16 protein-coding genes are annotated in these 16,498 nt (G+C 64.1%); 12 read left to right on the top strand and 4 right to left on the bottom strand.

Annotation, left to right across the window (positions count from 1 at the left end; translation table 11 throughout):
* Positions 1 to 111 precede the first annotated feature (111 nt).
* Complete coding sequence (gene lysA / locus ACOOEX_RS17570) at positions 112 to 1,377, top strand: diaminopimelate decarboxylase (RefSeq protein ID WP_420396037.1); 1,266 nt, start codon at positions 112 to 114, stop codon at positions 1,375 to 1,377.
* Between the two features lie 43 nt (positions 1,378 to 1,420).
* The gene (locus ACOOEX_RS17565; protein ID WP_420396036.1) at positions 1,421 to 3,952 is read left to right on the top strand and encodes a TIGR02302 family protein; all 2,532 of its coding nucleotides are present in this window, start codon (positions 1,421 to 1,423) and stop codon (positions 3,950 to 3,952) included.
* Positions 3,953 to 3,958: 6 nt separating this feature from the next.
* On the opposite strand, the gene ACOOEX_RS17560 is transcribed toward ACOOEX_RS17565, so the two are convergent.
* Positions 3,959 to 4,705 carry a zinc-ribbon domain-containing protein gene (locus ACOOEX_RS17560; RefSeq protein ID WP_420396035.1) on the bottom strand — a complete coding sequence of 249 codons (747 nt, stop codon included), beginning with the start codon at positions 4,703 to 4,705 and terminating at the stop codon, positions 3,959 to 3,961.
* A 149-nt stretch (positions 4,706 to 4,854) separates the two neighbouring features.
* Between ACOOEX_RS17560 and ACOOEX_RS17555 the strand changes: the two genes are divergently transcribed.
* The 3 genes from ACOOEX_RS17555 to ACOOEX_RS17545 are packed head-to-tail and all read left to right on the top strand — an operon-like array spanning position 4,855 to position 7,150.
* Positions 4,855 to 5,532: a cell division ATP-binding protein FtsE gene (locus tag ACOOEX_RS17555; RefSeq protein WP_420396034.1), complete on the top strand. Its 678-nt coding sequence runs from the start codon at positions 4,855 to 4,857 to the stop codon at positions 5,530 to 5,532.
* Positions 5,529 to 6,431 carry a cell division protein FtsX gene (locus ACOOEX_RS17550; RefSeq protein WP_420396033.1) on the top strand — a complete coding sequence of 301 codons (903 nt, stop codon included), beginning with the start codon at positions 5,529 to 5,531 and terminating at the stop codon, positions 6,429 to 6,431. Before ACOOEX_RS17555 ends, ACOOEX_RS17550 begins: the two co-directional genes overlap by 4 nt.
* A complete protein-coding gene (locus ACOOEX_RS17545) occupies positions 6,428 to 7,150 on the top strand; it encodes a lysophospholipid acyltransferase family protein (RefSeq protein WP_420396032.1) in 723 nt (240 codons plus the stop codon). The genes ACOOEX_RS17550 and ACOOEX_RS17545 overlap by 4 nt, the downstream gene beginning before the upstream one ends.
* Positions 7,151 to 7,152: 2 nt before the next feature.
* Here ACOOEX_RS17545 and ACOOEX_RS17540 read toward each other — a convergent pair whose 3' ends face one another.
* Complete coding sequence (locus ACOOEX_RS17540; RefSeq protein ID WP_420396031.1) at positions 7,153 to 8,244, bottom strand: Gfo/Idh/MocA family protein; 1,092 nt, start codon at positions 8,242 to 8,244, stop codon at positions 7,153 to 7,155.
* Positions 8,245 to 8,247: 3 nt separating this feature from the next.
* Complete coding sequence (locus tag ACOOEX_RS17535) at positions 8,248 to 8,958, bottom strand: GntR family transcriptional regulator (protein ID WP_420396030.1); 711 nt, start codon at positions 8,956 to 8,958, stop codon at positions 8,248 to 8,250.
* Between the two features lie 94 nt (positions 8,959 to 9,052).
* On the opposite strand from ACOOEX_RS17535, the gene ACOOEX_RS17530 reads away from it, so the two are divergent.
* Genes ACOOEX_RS17530 through ACOOEX_RS17515 form a run of 4 tightly spaced genes read left to right on the top strand, consistent with a single transcriptional unit; the run spans position 9,053 to position 12,517 of the window.
* Complete coding sequence (locus ACOOEX_RS17530; protein WP_420396029.1) at positions 9,053 to 10,207, top strand: LLM class flavin-dependent oxidoreductase; 1,155 nt, start codon at positions 9,053 to 9,055, stop codon at positions 10,205 to 10,207.
* Entirely contained in the window at positions 10,204 to 11,100 is an 897-nt protein-coding gene (locus ACOOEX_RS17525) for an aldo/keto reductase (protein ID WP_420396028.1), read from the top strand. Before ACOOEX_RS17530 ends, ACOOEX_RS17525 begins: the two co-directional genes overlap by 4 nt.
* The gene (locus ACOOEX_RS17520) at positions 11,097 to 11,609 is read left to right on the top strand and encodes a flavin reductase family protein (protein WP_420396027.1); all 513 of its coding nucleotides are present in this window, start codon (positions 11,097 to 11,099) and stop codon (positions 11,607 to 11,609) included. Before ACOOEX_RS17525 ends, ACOOEX_RS17520 begins: the two co-directional genes overlap by 4 nt.
* On the top strand, positions 11,606 to 12,517 hold the full coding sequence (locus ACOOEX_RS17515; RefSeq protein ID WP_420396026.1) for an alpha/beta hydrolase family protein: 912 nt from the start codon (positions 11,606 to 11,608) through the stop codon (positions 12,515 to 12,517). Before ACOOEX_RS17520 ends, ACOOEX_RS17515 begins: the two co-directional genes overlap by 4 nt.
* A 5-nt stretch (positions 12,518 to 12,522) precedes the next feature.
* On the opposite strand, the gene ACOOEX_RS17510 is transcribed toward ACOOEX_RS17515, so the two are convergent.
* On the bottom strand, positions 12,523 to 13,251 hold the full coding sequence (locus tag ACOOEX_RS17510) for a GntR family transcriptional regulator (protein WP_420396025.1): 729 nt from the start codon (positions 13,249 to 13,251) through the stop codon (positions 12,523 to 12,525).
* A 115-nt stretch (positions 13,252 to 13,366) separates the two neighbouring features.
* Between ACOOEX_RS17510 and ACOOEX_RS17505 the strand changes: the two genes are divergently transcribed.
* From ACOOEX_RS17505 to ACOOEX_RS17495, 3 genes are read left to right on the top strand one after another with little or no spacing between them, the layout of a single operon-like run.
* A complete protein-coding gene (locus tag ACOOEX_RS17505) occupies positions 13,367 to 14,416 on the top strand; it encodes a Gfo/Idh/MocA family protein (RefSeq protein ID WP_420396024.1) in 1,050 nt (349 codons plus the stop codon).
* Positions 14,413 to 15,420, top strand: coding sequence for a Gfo/Idh/MocA family protein (locus ACOOEX_RS17500; protein ID WP_420396023.1), 1,008 nt, complete (start codon positions 14,413 to 14,415; stop codon positions 15,418 to 15,420). Before ACOOEX_RS17505 ends, ACOOEX_RS17500 begins: the two co-directional genes overlap by 4 nt.
* Positions 15,417 to 16,481 carry a Gfo/Idh/MocA family protein gene (locus tag ACOOEX_RS17495; protein WP_420396022.1) on the top strand — a complete coding sequence of 355 codons (1,065 nt, stop codon included), beginning with the start codon at positions 15,417 to 15,419 and terminating at the stop codon, positions 16,479 to 16,481. Before ACOOEX_RS17500 ends, ACOOEX_RS17495 begins: the two co-directional genes overlap by 4 nt.
* The last annotated feature ends 17 nt before the right edge of the window (positions 16,482 to 16,498 follow it).

The raw sequence follows: 16,498 nt of genomic DNA, 5'->3' as shown, positions 1-16,498 counted from the left end.
ACATCGTTGCGACAAGAGCTAGGCGTGCGCCGGTCACCTGTCGAGTAGCTCTTTGAATTATCGCCGCACAATGCTAGGGCGCGGGCGCAGATCGCAGCAAGGCCGGACCCCATGGACCATTTCCTCTATCGCAACGGCATCCTCCATGCCGAAGACGTGCCCCTGCCCGAGATCGCGGCAGCGGTCGGCACGCCCTTCTACGTCTATTCCACGGCCACGCTGACGCGGCATTACCAGCTGTTCAAGGACGCGCTGGACGGCGTGCCGAACATGGTCTGCTATGCGATGAAGGCCAATTCGAACCAGGCGGTGCTGAAGGTGCTGGCAGACCTGGGGGCCGGGATGGACGTGGTTTCGGGCGGCGAATACGCACGGGCGAAGGCGGCGGGCGTACCGGGAGATCGGATCGTTTTCTCGGGTGTTGGCAAAACGCGCGAGGAAATCCGCGCGGCGCTGGAAGGCGGCATTCGACAGTTCAATATCGAGAGCGAGCCGGAGATGCTGGTCATATCGGAGATTGCGAGCTCCATGGGTATCACCGCGCCGGTCACCATTCGCGTAAACCCGGATGTGGATGCGCGGACACACGAAAAGATCGCCACCGGTAAATCCGAGAACAAGTTCGGCATCCCCATTGCCCGCGCCCGCGAGGTCTATGCCCTGGCCGCCAGCCTGCCGGGGCTGGAGGTGATTGGCATCGACGTGCATATCGGCAGTCAGCTGGTGGAGCTGGAGCCGTTCGAGATGGCCTATCAGAAAGTCGCGGAATTGACCCGCGTGCTGCGTGCGGACGGCCACGACATCCGGCGGCTCGATCTTGGGGGTGGGCTTGGCATCCCCTATACCCGCTCTAACGAGGCCCCTCCCTTGCCGCTGGACTACGGCGCGCTGATCAAGCGCAGCGTGGAAGGGCTGGATGTAGAGGTCGAGATCGAGCCGGGCCGCCTGATTGCCGGGAATGCCGGGCTGCTGGTGACCTCGGTCATTTACCTCAAGGAAGGCGAGGGGCGGAATTTCCTCATCGTCGATGCAGCTATGAACGACCTGATCCGCCCGTCGATGTACGCGGCCTATCACGATATCGACCCGGTGGTGGAACCCGCGCCGGGTACGGAACGCCAGCCTTTCGACATTGTCGGCCCGGTCTGTGAAAGCGGTGATACCTTCGCCAAGGGTCGCGAGCTGACGCCGATGGGGACGGGCGACCTGATGGCCTTTCGGTCGGCGGGCGCCTATGGCGCGGTCATGTCGTCGGAATACAACACGCGGGCGCTGATCCCAGAGGTTTTGGTGAAGGATGATCAATTCGCCGTCATTCGGGCGCGTCCGACATTTGACGAGATGATAAATCGCGATATCGTTCCAAAGTGGCTCTAGTCCGCCCTGGCCCCTGAAAGGGGTGTAACCCGCGAAAGGTCGCATGACCGAACAGACCCCGATCACGCAGGCGGTAAAGGCCCGCCTGGCCTGGCCCCTCAGGCTGACCCGGCTTGGCATCGGGGCGGAACGCTTCGTGCGGGCCTTCTGGCCGGTCTGGACGATTCTGCTGGCCGTTGTGGCGGCGCTTGCTTTCGGTGCAGCGGATATTGTGCCACCCGCATGGCTGATCGGCGGCTTATCGCTGAGCGGTCTTGTGCTGCTGTGGATGCTGGTCAGGGGCGCGCGCGCGTTCAGGCTACCCTCTCGTGCCGAGGCGATGGACCGGTTGGATCAGACCATGCCGGGGCGTCCGCTGACGGCGCTTGCCGACCACGCCGCGATCGGGTCTGGCGACGCGCAATCCATGGTGGTCTGGCAGGCGCATCAGGCCCGCATGGCGGAACGCGCCGCCAATGCCCGTGCACCGGAGCCGGACCTGCATCTGAACGACCGCGACCCTTATGGCCTGCGCTTCATGGCAGCCACGGCTTTTGCGATGGCGCTCTTGTTCGGCACGCTCTGGCGGGTGGCGGATGTGGGCGACGCGATGGCCGGCGCGCCGCAATTGCCCGCGGACGGTGGCCCAAGCTGGGAAGGCTGGGTCGAACCGCCGCTTTATACCGGGCTGCCGTCGCTCTACCTCAATGACATCGTGGCCGAGGAATTCGAGGCCCCCATGGGGTCGCGCATTACGCTGCGGCTCTATGGCGATGCGGAGCAGATCGGTATCAACCAGAGCTTGCAGGTCGAGGTTTCCCCACCTGATCCAGCCAGCCTGTCGCGGCAGATCATAGTCGAACAGAGCGGCGAGCTGTCCGTCGGCGGCCCCAACCCGCGCAGCTGGCAGATCGTCATGCTGGCCGACCGCGCGCCGACTGTGCAGTTGGCAGAGCCTGTGCAGGGCGTGCCGCCAGGGGCCTTCCAGATGACCTATTCGGCCGAGGATGACTATGGCGTCCGCGGCGGGCAGGCAATCCTGACGCTGTGGCCAGAGGGAGCCGACCGCCGCTACGGGCTGACCGTCGATCCTGAGCCGCGCGAGGCCCTTGTGCTAGATCTGCCCTTGCCGTTCCGGGGCGGGCGCGAGGAGTTTTCCGAAGCGCTTATCGAAGACCTGTCTCAGCATCCTTTCGCCAACCTGCCCGTTCGGCTGGAACTGAACGTAGAGGATGACGCGGGCCAGATCGGACAGAGCATGGTGGAACTGGATCGGCTGCCGGGGCGTCGCTTCTTCGACCCGATTGCCAACGCACTGATCGAAATGCGCCGCGATTTGCTCTGGTCGCGGGAAAATGTGCCGAGGGTGGCGCAGCTTTTGCGGGCGATCACACATCGGCCCGAGGAGTTTTTCGACGATGAAGAGGTCTATCGGCAGGTGCGCTCGGTCATTCAGCGGCTGGAAGCGGCAGTAGACGGGATTTCCACCGAGACCCGCGACGAGGTGGCCCAGATCCTCTGGGATGCGGCGATAGCGCTGGAAGAGGGCGATCTGTCGGATGCCCTGGAGCGGCTGCGCCGCGCGCAGGACCGGCTTGCGGAGGCAATGCGGCAAGGGGCCAGCGACGAGGAGATTTCGCAGCTCATGCAGGAACTGCGCGAGGCGATGCAGGACTACATGCAGGAGCTTGCCGACAACATGGAACCGGGCGACGGCACCGACCAGCCCGACCAGTCTGGCGAGACCATGGAAATGTCCATGGGCGATCTGGAAGAGATGATGCGCCGGATCGAGGAACTGATGCAGCAGGGCCGTATGGCCGAGGCGCAGGAGATGCTGGATGCTCTGCGCCAGATGATGGAAAACATGCAGATGGCCGACGGGGGCGATGACCCCAACGGCCCGCGCAGCCCGGGTCAGCAGGCGATGGAAGGCTTGCAGGACACCCTGCGCGGTCAGCAGGGGCTGGCCGATGAGGCGTTCCGCGATCTGCAGGAAAGCTTCAACCCCAACAGCCCGCGCCCCGATCCGGGCGAAGAAGGGCAGGACGGCAACCAGCAAGGCGGCCAGCAGGGCGGTGAAAACGACGAGGGCAGCCTTGCCGAGCGTCAGCGCCAATTGCTGGAGCAGTTGCGCGATCAGGCCCAAAACCTGCCCGGACGCGGCACCGAGGACGGCGAGGAATCCTTGCAACAGCTCGAAGAGGCAGGTCGCGCCATGCGCGATGCCATCGAAGAACTGGAACGCGGTGATCTGGCCGAGGCGCTGGATAGCCAGTCAGAGGCGATGGAGGCCCTGCGTGAAGGCATGGAGTCGCTCAGCGAGGCACTGGCGGGGGATGAAGGTGACGATCCCGGTCAGGGGCAGGCCGATGGCAATATGCAGGCCAACCGTCCGCTGGAAGACCCGCTCGGGCGTCAGGCCGGAAATTCCGGCGCGTTTGGGTCGGATGAAAGCTTTGAACAGCGGGAAGAGGCCTTCCGTCGGGCGCGAGAATTGCTGGATGAAATCCGCCGCCGCTCAGCGGAGCAGGATCGCCCGGATCTGGAGCTGGACTATCTGCGCCGTCTTCTGGATCGGTTCGCAGCCCAGTAACCCGGCTTAGTTCCCTGCTGTGTCGGCCAACTGGCTGGCCAGCGACTGCACAAGATCATCCAACTGGAAGCGCAATTGATCGACCTGCTCCACATAGGGGGTCAGGACCGGTTCCGCCTGCGGCAGCGCTGCGGTGATCTCGGGTGCGAAGGCATAGGCCCCGATGGCGACAGCGGCCAGGATCAACACCAGCATGAACCCGGTGCGGAATCCCCTGCGGCGGCGCGGGCGCACATCCATCGAGTCTATGTCACTCGTGTCGCGGTCGCTGCTGCTGCGGTCGGTGGTGGCGCGCAGGGTGGAATTGATCTCTTCGATATCCGGCAGCAGGTCGCGCCGACCCTGACGTTCGGCCCGCCCGCTCTCTTCGGCGACCATCTCTCGGATCGCGGCGGCGTCTTCGTCGTCCTCGTGATCCGGGTCCGGCAGATCTGCCTCGGTCGCGCGTGTGGCCGGGGGCGGGCTGTCGAGCGCCATTTCCTCCTGCTCTTCCACCGGCGCGGCGGCGCGGCGCAGCTGTTCCTCGCGCTCACGCTCTTCGCGCAGGATGTCGCGTAGCGCCGGGTCCAGATCGCGCCGGGGGGCAGCAGCAGCGGCGGCAGGGGCCGTTTCGGGTTCTTCAACCCGCGCCCGGTTGCCGGGCTGGAACCAGGTGGTCGCACAGTTGGAGCATTGCACATCACGCCCCTCTGGCGGGACCAGAGAGTCATCCACCTCGTATCGGGCGCTGCAATTGGGGCATGTGAGACGCATGGTGTTCCTCGTTCCGTCGCCCGGAAGGCGGCATCCGCCCGACTCTAGCAACGGGCACCCGCCATTCCAAGCCATTGCATGGGGTTACGATTGCATGAAAGCCTCGGGTGAGGCATGACGGTCTCAGCACTGAGGGACGGAGCAGACCAGTGATCGAGTTGCAGGACGCCGCCTATGGTTACGGGGGCGGGTCACTATTGTCGGATATCAACCTGCGGCTTGCGCCGGGGTCTTTCCATTTTCTGACCGGCCCCTCGGGCGCGGGCAAGACGACATTCCTGAAACTCTGCTATGCCGATCTGCAAGCCACCTCCGGCCGCGTGACGCTGTTTGATCAGGACACCAGAGAGATGAGCCGGGATGAGATCGCGCATGCCCGCCAACGGATGGGCGTCGTGCATCAGGATTGCGAGTTTCTCGATCATCTGCCTCTGTCTGAAAACATCGCGCTCCCCCTCACCGTGACGGGGCGTGGCGGGGCAGAGCAGGACGGCAACCTGTCGGAACTGATGGGCTGGGTCGGCCTGTCGGCCCGCGCCGATGCCCTGCCGCCGGAACTGTCGGGCGGGGAAAGGCAGCGCGCGGCGCTGGCCCGTGCTGTGATCACCGACCCCGACGTGATACTTGCCGATGAACCGACGGGCAATATCGACTGGGAGATGTCGCTGCGCCTGCTGCAATTGCTGGTGGAACTGAACCGCATGGGCAAGACGGTGCTGATCGCCACCCATGACCTTGCCCTGATCCGCGCGGCCAAGGCGCAGGTCTCTGCCCGTGTGCTGCGCATTGCCGGCGGGCGGCTGCAATTGGCGGGGGCGGATCTATGAGCGCGCTGTCGGGCCTGCTGGATATTCTCAAGGGAGACGCACAGGCCGACCGCGTGGTGCCCCGGCGTGGCCATTCGGTGCGGCTGACGCTGTTCACCTCGGGGGCGATGGCCTTCCTTGCAGTCTTCGCGCTGGCCTTGTCGCTGGCATCTGGTCGCCTGGCAGACCGCTGGTCCGAAGCGCTGGCGCGCAGTTCCACCATCCGCATATCCGCCCCCGCCGCGCAGATGGAGGCACAGATCTGGGCGGTACTGGAGGTTCTGGAACAGACCCCCGGCGTCGCCTCGGCCCGCGCCTTGACCGAAGAGGAACAGCGCGACTTGCTGGAACCCTGGTTCGGCCCGGACCTGCCGCTGGAGGATTTACCGGTGCCCCGGCTGGTCGAGGTGATCGAAACCGAAGAGGGCTATGACCCGGACGGGCTGCGTCTGCGTCTGTCGGCAGAGGCCCCCGGCGCGGTGCTCGACGACCACACCCGATGGCGCAGACCGCTGGTGCGGGCGGCGGAACGGTTGCGGGCGCTTGGCTGGATATCGCTGGCGCTGATCCTGGGATCGGTCGCCGCCATGGTCACGCTGGCTGCGCAATCGGCTCTCGCTGCGAACGTCAAGGTGATCCGGGTGTTGCGGCTGGTGGGCGCGCGGGATCATTACATCGCGCGGGCTTTCGTGCGCCGTTTCACGCTGCGCGCCCTGACCGGGGCCGCCGTGGGCACCGCTTTGGGAATGCTTGCCATCGCCCTGCTGCCAAGCGCGCAGGAAGAGGGCGGGTTCCTGACCGGGCTCGGCTTTGCCGGGCTGCACTGGCTCTGGCCGCTGACCGTGCCGATCCTGTCCGCGGTCACCGCCTTCTGGGCGACCCGCGCTGCCGCCTTCAAAACCCTAAGGAGCCTGCCATGATCCAGTGGACCCGCTCGCTGATCTTCATCGGCCAGATGTACCTGATGATGTTCCTGATGGCGATCTTCTTCACCCCTTGGGCGATCGTTCAGCGCAGCGCGGCCTTCACGGCGGTTCACACATATTGCCGGTGGGTGCGCTGGACGGCGAGCTGGATGGTCGGGCTGAAATCCGAAATCCGGGGCACGCCGCCGACGGACGAGGTTCTGATCGCCGCCAAGCATCAGAGCTTCTTCGACATCATCCTGATCGTGTCCGCCGTGCCGCGCCCCAAATTCATCATGAAATCCGTCCTGCGCTTTGCGCCGATCCTGGGGTGGTATGCGTTGCGCATTGGCTGTGTTCCGGTGGATCGGGGCAAGCGCGCGCAGGCGATTCAGCAGATGGTTGAAGGTGTGAAATCGGGCGCACAGGAACCCGGTCAGCTGATTATCTATCCGCAAGGCACCCGCGTCGCACCGGGGGCGGACCGGCCCTACAAGATCGGGACGGGCATCCTCTATGAGCAAACCGGCCAGCCCTGTGTGCCCGCCGCCACCAATGTGGGCGTCTTCTGGCCGCGTCACGGCATCCTGCGCAAGCCCGGCCTCGCGGTGGTGGAGTTCCTGCCGGTGATAGAGCCCGGCATGGAAAAAGACGCCTTCATGGCCGAATTGAAAGAGGTGGTGGAAACCCATTCCGACCGGCTGATGGCCGAAGCCGGTTTCCACGCACCCTGATCTTATAGCAGAACGGCCTGCCCCGTCGCTGCCGATTGCTGCGCCGCCAGTCCCATGCGCACGGCCCAGGCCCCGTCGGACAGCGACACATGCGGTCGACCGCCGGTGCGTGCGGCTTCTGCAAAATACCTGTGCTGGTAATAGGTCGAGCCGTTATGGTCACCTGCCTCCAGCAATTCGGGATCGACCGGAATATCCAGCTCTCGCGGCCCTGCGGGATTACGCGGGCTGACGATCAGCTTAGGGACCGGCGGGGCGCCCAGATGCTCGGGCCAGAAACGGCCGGGGCCGGGAACCAGCGCCTCGATCTTGCCGGTGGGGCCGACGGCGGAAATCTCCTCCTGATAGCGGCTGCCCTCGGCGAACATACACAGTTCCAGCATCGCCCGCGCGCCATTGGCGAAATCGACGATGACATAGGCATTGTCCCAGATATCGGGCGTCTTCCCGTCATAGCGTTCGTCCAGATGGTTCACCGCCTGCCCACCCGAGGCCATCACGCGCACCGGGTCCGATTTCAGCAGCAAGCGCATCAGATCGAAGAAGTGGCAGCACTTTTCGACCAGAGTGCCGCCGGTCTGATGGTTGAAGCGGTTCCAGTCGCCCACCTTTTCCAGAAACGGAAACCGGTGTTCGCGGATGGTCAGCATGCGGATGCCGCCGGTGGCTTCCTCTGCCTGTTCCAGCAGGGCGGCAATGGGGGGCATGTAGCGATATTCCATCGCGACCCAGATGAGCTGCGGGTAAGTGGCCTGCAACCGCGCAATCCGGGCGGCGTCCGCAGGATCGGTATAGAGTGGCTTTTCCACGAGGATCGGCAAGGCGCGCAGGCGGGCGATCTCCTCCAGCTGTTCCACGTGCCGGAAGTTGGGCGAGGCGATGAGCAGCGCGTTCACCTCGTCCATCGCCAACAGGTCTGCGATGGTGTCCACGAAGCGCAGGCCCGGCACCAGTTTCGCCGCCGCATCGCGCATGCCGGGATCGGGTTCGTAGATCGCCACGACCTCGGCCCCGTCGATGAGCGCGATATTGCGGATATGTTCCTGGCCCATCATGCCGCAGCCGATGATGCCGTAACGCAGGGGAGAGTTCATGGATTACCTCATGCGGGCGACGTAGCGCGCCACGTTGCTGTCGAACCAGTTGCGGGAAACCTCGGCGATGCTGCCATCGCGCGCGCGGCTCTGGCGTTCCACCAGCCCGCAGGGCGCGCCGGGGCGTTGGCCGAATTCGTCAGGGGCCCAATCGGGGCAGGGGGCGACGCCGACCTGATCTTCGTAACCGGTGATCCAGAGGTCGAGCGTTTCGCGGTAGTACATATAAAGCGAGTGCAGCAGGTCATCGGGCGCGAGCCGGTCCGCATAGCTGGCATCGAGCCAGATTTCCTCGACCGCCGCCGGTTTGCCACCAAGGAATCGCATCCGCCGAATCCTGTGCGCCTCGATTGATGCACCGAAAGCGGGCAGGTCGGCGGGCTTTTCCATCCGCGTCACATCGAGCACCTGTGCCGTAGGCAAGCCGCCGCCGCCGACCAGTTCCAGCCGGAAAAGGGCATAGATGCCTTCGGGCGTTGCCTTCGATCTTATATAATTACCGGACCCCTGCCGCCGCTCCAGCAGCCCCCGATTTTCCAGCTCCGATAAAGCTTTCCTGAGGGTTCCGACCGAGGTGTCCAGCGACTTTGCCATCTCTCGCTCGGGCGGCAGACGACTGCCATCCAATAGCCGTCCCGCCGTGATGTCGCGGATCAGCATCTCGCTGATTTGCAGGTAGATCGGCAGGGCGCCGCCGGGTTGGCTGGGGGGCATGGAAAGCACCAGAAGCAGAATTGATACATTATTGATCTACTCATTGGCGAATGCTACGCAAGAAGAAAATGATGTATCCGGGAGGAATGTTTTCATGACCGTGGTCCCCGTCACGTCAGCCGATCTCGATGCCGCCGAGGTATCGTGGTTCGCGGCGCTCTGTTCCGACGACTACCAGTTCCTGGGCGTGCCCGATGGCGACCTGCGATCGAGCTGGGAGCATTGTTCCGGCATCCTGCGAGAGGCCGAGCGCCAGGGCTTTCGCAACATCCTCTGCCCGTCCTCCTACCAGGTGGGTCAGGACACGCTATCTTTCGTGGCGGGCTGCGCGCCGATTACCGACCGCATCAACATGCTGGCCGCCGTGCGCTGTGGCGAGATGCAGCCGATCATGCTGGCGCGCACCATCGCGACGCTCGACCACATGCTGAAGGGGCGGCTGACGGTCAACATCATCAGTTCGGACTTCCCGGGCGAAGTGGCGGACAGCAAGCTGCGCTATCAGCGGTCGCGCGAGGTGGTCGAAATCCTGAAACAGGCCTGGACGCAGGACGAGATCAATCACGAGGGCGAGGTCTACAGCTTCAAGGGCCTCACCACCGACCCCGCGAAGCCCTACCAGACCGGCGGCCCGCTGCTCTACTTCGGCGGCTATTCCCCCGACGCGCTGGAGCTTTGCGGCCAGCATTGCGACGTCTACCTGATGTGGCCCGAACCGCAGGAGCAACTGGCCGAACGGATGAAGGCCGTGAACGCGGTCGCGGAACGCTATGGCCGGACGCTGGATTATGGCCTGCGGGTTCACATGATCGTGCGGGATACCGAGGCCGAGGCGCGGGAATACGCCGATTACATCGTGTCCAAGCTCGATGACGAATATGGCAAACTGATCCGTGACCGGGCGCATGATTCCATTTCGCTCGGCGTGGCGCATCAGGCCAAGGCGCGGGAGCTTGCCGACAAGTTCGGCTATGTGGAGCCCAACCTGTGGACCGGCGTCGGCCGGGCGCGGTCGGGCTGCGGGGCGGCCTTGGTCGGGTCCGTCGATCAGGTCCTGACCAAGATCGAGGAGTACAAGAAGATGGGCATGCGCGCCTTCATCTTCTCGGGCTACCCGCATCTGGAGGAATGCAGGATCTTCGGCGAAAAGGTCATGCCGCATCTGACGACATGCTCGCTGCCGCAGGAATATGGCCGCGTACCCAGTGAAACACCGATGACGCCACTTGGCGCGGGAGAGCGCAAATGACCGAACGACTAAGCCTGTCCGGCCAGCTGGAGATCAGCCGCCTTGTCTATGGCATGTGGCGCGTGGCCGATGATGCCGATACTTCGCCCGCCCATGTGCAGGCCAAGATCGAGGCCTGCCTTGCGCAGGGCATCACCACGATGGATCAGGCCGATATCTATGGCGACTATGGCGCTGAAGAGGTGATGGGGGCGGCGCTGAAGGCGGCGCCTGCGCTGCGCGACAAGATCGAGATCGTCACCAAATGCGATATCGTCGCCCCGATCGGAAAGTACTCGGAAAAGCGGGTGAAGTACTACGACACCTCCGCCGCCCATATCACCGCGTCGGTCGAGGCGTCGCTGACCAACATGGCCACCGACCGGATCGACCTTCTGTTGATCCACCGGCCCGATCCGCTGATGGACCATCATGAGACCGGGGCTGCGCTGGATGCTCTGGTCGCTTCTGGCAAGGTCCGGGCCGTGGGCGTGTCGAACTTCAAACTCAATGACTGGACGCTGCTGCAATCGGCCATGACAACACCGCTCTGCACCAATCAGGTGGAGGCGAGCGTTCTGCATTTCGCCCCCTTCATAGACGGCGATATCGCCTGGATGCAGGAACGCGGCATTCGCCCGATGGCATGGTCGCCCCTTGGCGGCGGGCGCCTGTTCGGTGAAGAGGGCGCTGCCGTGCGCGCGGTGCTGGATCGGATCGCAGGCGAACAGGGCGTCGATGCAACCGCGGTGGCCGTGGCGTGGCTGCTGGCGCATCCGGCCAAGCTTGCGCCGGTCATGGGCACCAACAACCTGGACCGCATCCGCGCGATTTCCGATGCGGCGCGGGTCGAACTGGACCGCGAAACCTGGTTCGAGATCCTGACCGCAGCCTGGGGGAGGGAGGTGCCATGACCATGCAGGACGGCATGAGCCATTTCAGCCCCGGCCCCGATATGGGGCGCGAGTTGCGCAGCGCCCTTGCGCGGTTCGGAACCGGCGTGACCATTGTCACGACGTCCACGGATGCGGGTCCGGTGGGGATCACGGCCAACAGCTTCTCATCCGTGTCGCTCGATCCGCCATTGGTTTTGTGGTCGGCCTCCCGCGCGTCGCGGCGCTATCCGGCCTTTCGGGAAACCGAACACATGGCGATCCACGTTCTGGCGGAAAACCAGATGGATCTGTGCCGGGCCTTTTCGGCCTCGGCGCATGCGTTCGATCAGGTGGATTGGCGTGAAAGCGAACGCGGGGTGCCCTTGTTGCAGGGCTGCCTCGCCCGGTTCGAGTGCGAGCGCTATGCGGAATACGATGGCGGCGACCATGCGATCCTTGTGGGTCGGGTGCTGAAAGCCTCGGTCCGTCAGGGTCTGCCGCTTCTGTTTTACGGCGGGCAGTTCGGCCAGTTCGCGGTTGGCGCATGACAGGCGCGGCCCTGCGTGATCGGCTGGCAGGGCTGCTTGGGGCGGGGTTTCCCGGGCTGAATTTCCGCAAGGTCACAGTGCAAGGCCGCAGGCAGTTCGGGGACTGGGTGCTGGACGACCTGCTGTTCGAGACGGCGGGGGGCGTGCCGATCCCCGCCCTATTCCTGCGTCCGCCAGACGGCCAGGCACCGGTCCCGGCCCTGGTCTACTGTCATGCCCATGGCAATCGCTACACCATGGGGCGGGCGGAATTGATCGAAGGCCGGCCGTCGCTTCAAGGCCCCTACGCCGCCGATCTTGCGGCGCTTGGGGTGGCGGCGCTGTGCATGGACATGCCCTGTTTCGGGACGCGGCAACTGCCCGGGGAATCCGCCCGTGCCAAAGCGGCACTATGGCGGGGGGAAACGCTGTTCGGGCAGATGCTGGCGGAGCAGTTGGCGGGGCTGAGCTTTCTTGCCGATCATCGGGTGGTGGATCGCAACAGGCTCGGGGCGCTTGGCTTTTCCATGGGTAGCACGCTGGCCTGGTGGCTGGCGGCGATGGATGAACGGGTGCGCGCGGCCTCGGCGCTGTGTTCCTTTGCCGATCTGGAAACGCTGGTGGATCGGGAGGAGCATGACGGCCATGGCACTTACATGACCGTTCCGGGCCTGCTGCCGGTTGCGCGCAGCGGACAGATTGCCGGACTGGCCGCGCCGCGTGCCTTGCAGGTCTGCGTGGGGCTGAAGGACTGGTCTACGCCGGAAGGAGCCTTCAACCGGGGACGGCAGGATCTGGAAGCGGCCTATGGTGACAGGCAGGGGCTGGAGTTTCACATCGAGCCGGATGCGGCGCATGAAGAAACCCCGGCGATGCGCGCGGCTGTGTTGCGGTTTCTGGAGCGGCAGCTTGTCGACGGGCGAGGCTGAGACAGCTAGTCGTCGGACAGGTCGAAAAAATCCCGGTTGGCCTCGATCATCCCGGAAAGCGTGGACAGCACGTTGCGAAGATGGCGCCGCATACGGTCAAGTGCCTGGCCGGAATAGGCATTGCGCACCGCGTCAAGTATGCCTTCATGTTCGGATAGCAGGCGCGACATATGCGCGGCGTCGTTCAGCGCCAGCACACGAAGCCGGTCAAGCGCCGCCTTTTCCCGGATCAGCAGCCCGCTTATGCGCTCAAAACCCGTGGCCTCGGCCAGCATGGCGTGAAACCGATCATCCAATGTCTGAAAGGTCAGCTTGTCATCGGCCCTCACCGCCGCGCGTTGTTGGGCAAGGTTGTCGTCCAGCGCAGCAAGCGCCCTTTCCGAGATGCCCTCGGAACACAAACGGTCGACCACCGCCACTTCCAGGGCTTCGCGCAGGAACTGGGCGCCCCTGATCTGATGTTCGGACAGCTTGGAAACATAGGTGCCACGGCTTGGCCAGGTGACGACAAGCCCGTCATCGCGCAGTTGCGCAAAGGCTTCTCGCACGGGCGTGCGGCTGGCCCCAAACAACTGGCCAACCTCGTTTTCCGAGATCATTGCCCCCGGCGCGATCTGCATGTTCAGAACAGCAGATTTCAGGGCAGAAGCGATCTGCTCGGCCGCCGGGCGTGACAGGTCCAGGGACGCCACAGGCAGGGAAGATGCATCTATGGCGGCCGATTTCCGTTTCAATACTCGCTCTCCATTCGTGCGGGCTTTGGACCAGTATACCGGTATGTAAAGTCATTGACAACCGGGTTCCACCTATGACTATCTGCCCGGGCTGTGTATCGAAAGGGTCACTTCAATGCTGAGTGCATCGCCGAAACGCGTGGTTCTGATCGGTGCGGGAATGGTGGCGCGAACCCATGTTGCAGCCTGCGCCGATGCCGCTGGCGTGTCTCTCTATGGGGTACAATCCCGAACTTTGGAAAAGGCCCGGGATCTGGCAGAAATGGCGCAATCGCGGGTTGGCCACCCCGTCCGGGTGTTCCATGATCTTGGCACGGTTGCAGCGGATCCGGACGTCGATTTTGCAATTGTCCTGACGCCGCCCAATGCCCGTGCAGACATCATTCGCCCGCTGGCCGAGGCGGGCAAGCATATCCTGCTTGAAAAGCCCATGGGCCGGAATGCGGACGAAGCACGGGAGGTCGTGACGATCTGCCGTGACGCGGGTGTGTCGCTTGGCGTGGTGTTCCAGCATCGCATGAGAGAGGCGTCGCGCAAGGCCGCGCAGATGATCGCCGCGAATGATCTGGGTGCGCTCGGTCTGGTCGAGGTTTCGGTGCCGTGGTGGCGTGAGCAAAGCTATTATGACGAACCCGGTCGGGGCACCTATGCCCGTGATGGCGGCGGCGTCTTGATCAGCCAGGCGATTCACACGATCGACCTGGCTTTGTGGCTGGCCGGTCCGGTTGCATCGGTGCGAGCAATGGCCGCCACGACCAGATTCCACCGGATGGAGTCCGAGGATTTCGTCGTCGCCGGGCTGGAATTCGAAAGCGGGGCTGTCGGGTCGCTCGTTGCCAGCACGGCCAGTTTCCCCGGCGGCGCCGAATCCATCACGCTGCATTTCGACCGGGCCAGCCTGCACCTTGAATCCGGGGAATTGCACGTGCGCTGGAGAGACGGTCGCTCCGTCGTGTTAGGCGCGGCAGGCGGCACAGGGGGTGGGGCCGATCCCATGGCCTTTACCCACGAATGGCATCAGGGCGTGATCGAGGATTTCGCCGCTGCCCTGACCTCGGGCCAGCCTCCTGCCATCACAGGCGAGGACGCGCTCGCTGCCCATGATCTTATCGATGCAATCACCACATCCGCGAGAACCGGCGGAGTAACGGAGTTGACCACATGACCGCCCTACGCTTTGCCGCCATTGGCATCGACCACCGCCATATCTACGGGATGGCCGCGAACATGATCGCCGCAGGGGCCGAGTTCGCCGGGTGGTGGACCGAGGGTCACCCGGGCACCGAGGCGGGCTTTGTCGAACGTTTTGCCGATGTCCCCCGCGCAGACAGTGTCCAGGCCCTGCTGGACGATCCGTCGATCAACCTGATCCTGCTGTCCGGCATTCCGCGTGACCGCGCGAAAATGGCCATTCGCGCGATGCAGGCGGGCAAGGACGTGCTGACCGACAAGCCCGGTTGTACCACGATGGATCAACTGGACGCGATCAAGGCGACCGTCGCGGAAACCGGACGGATCTGGTCCATTGATTTTTCGGAACGCTTCGAGGTTCCGGCTGTCACCCGTGCGGCTGAGCTGGTGGCTGAGGGTGCCATCGGGCGTGTCATCCAGACCTTGGGGATCGGGCCGCATCGGTTGAACCGCGACACGCGGCCGGACTGGTTTTTCGACCGAGAGGCCTACGGCGGGATCATCACCGATATCGCCAGCCACCAGATCGACCAGTTCCTGTATTTCACCGGGTCGACCGATGCCGAGATCACTCTGGCCAGCGTTGCCAACTATGCCAACCCGAACGATCCGGGCCTGCAGGATTTCGCTGAACTCGCCCTGCGCAGCGACCAGGGTCATGGATATATCCGCGTGGATTGGTACACGCCCGACGCCCTGCCCACATGGGGCGATGGACGACTGACCATTCTCGGGACAGAGGGCTATATCGAGCTGCGCAAATACGTGGATGTCGGCAGCGACGGGACGGATCACCTGATCCTCGTGAACGGAGACCGGTGCGAAAAGATTGATGCATCCGGGGCGGACCTGCCCTTCTTTTCGCGGTTCGTGGCCGATCTGCGCGACCGGACGGAAACGGCGATGGCGCAGACCCATGCGTTCAAGGTTTGTGAACTGGCACTCAGGGCGCAGGCCATGGCCGAAGCCAACCGATGATCCGCATCGCGATCATCGGCGCGGGCATCGGGGCCGAACACCTCTCGGGTTACCGCGCATTGCCAGACCGGTTTCAGGTGGCCATCCTGTGCGATCTGGACACCGCGCGGGCAACGGCAGCAACCGGGGGCGATCCGGCGATTTCGGTTACCGGAGATCTGGAGGCCGTCCTGGCCGATCCGTCGGTTGACCTGATCGACATCTGTCTGCCGCCGCAGCTTCATTTCCCGATTGCCGTTCAGTGCCTTGAGGCAGGCAAGCATGTGATCTGCGAAAAGCCGATTGTCCGGTCTCTGGATGAGGCCGACCGGCTGGCGGCGGTTGCGAAGGCCCGCGGCAAGTCGATGTTCCCGGTGTTCCAGTATCGCTATGGCCGCGCCATGGCGCAGCTACAGGCGCTTGAAGCGGCAGGTCTGGCGGGCAAGCCTTATGTGGCCAGCCTTGAGACGCATTGGAACCGTGATGCAGCGTACTATGCCGTTCCATGGCGCGGGACTTGGGCCGGGGAATCCGGTGGCGCGCTGTTGGGCCACGCGATCCATGCTCATGACTTGCTGTGCAAGGTGTTCGGTCCGGTTGCCGAGGTCACGGCGCTGACGGATACCCGCGTGAACGAGATCGAGACGGAAGACTGTGCCGCTCTGGCGTTTCGGATGCAGAATGGGGCGCTGGCGACCAGTTCGGTCACGCTTGGTGCCGGGAACGACACCACCCGCCTCCGTTTCTGTTTCGAGGGCGTCACTGCCGAAAGCGGTTCAGCCCCCTACAGCCCGGCACAGGACGAATGGCGGTTCATCGCGCGCGCGCCCGTCGCACAGGCAGAGGTCGATTCCATTGTGCAACAGGTTTCGCATGGCCATGCGGGGTTTGCCGGATATCTTGACGCGGTCGCAGATGCGTTGGCGGGCCAGGGCGGCATGGAAGTCACCCTCGAAGATGGGCGGAGGTCAATTGAACTGGTCACCGCCATCTATCGCTCAGCAAGAGAGGGCGGGCCGATAAAGCTGCCGCTTTCGAGCGGTTCCCCTTGTTACACGGGATGGATGCCGGAAAGTCGCTGATGTCCTGACATGGCAGG

It is taken from the genome of Nioella sp., from assembly GCF_965215655.1.
GTDB lineage: Bacteria > Pseudomonadota > Alphaproteobacteria > Rhodobacterales > Rhodobacteraceae > Nioella.
The sequence above is the reverse complement of the archived record's forward strand: the minus strand, read 5'-3'. Positions and strand labels throughout refer to the sequence as shown.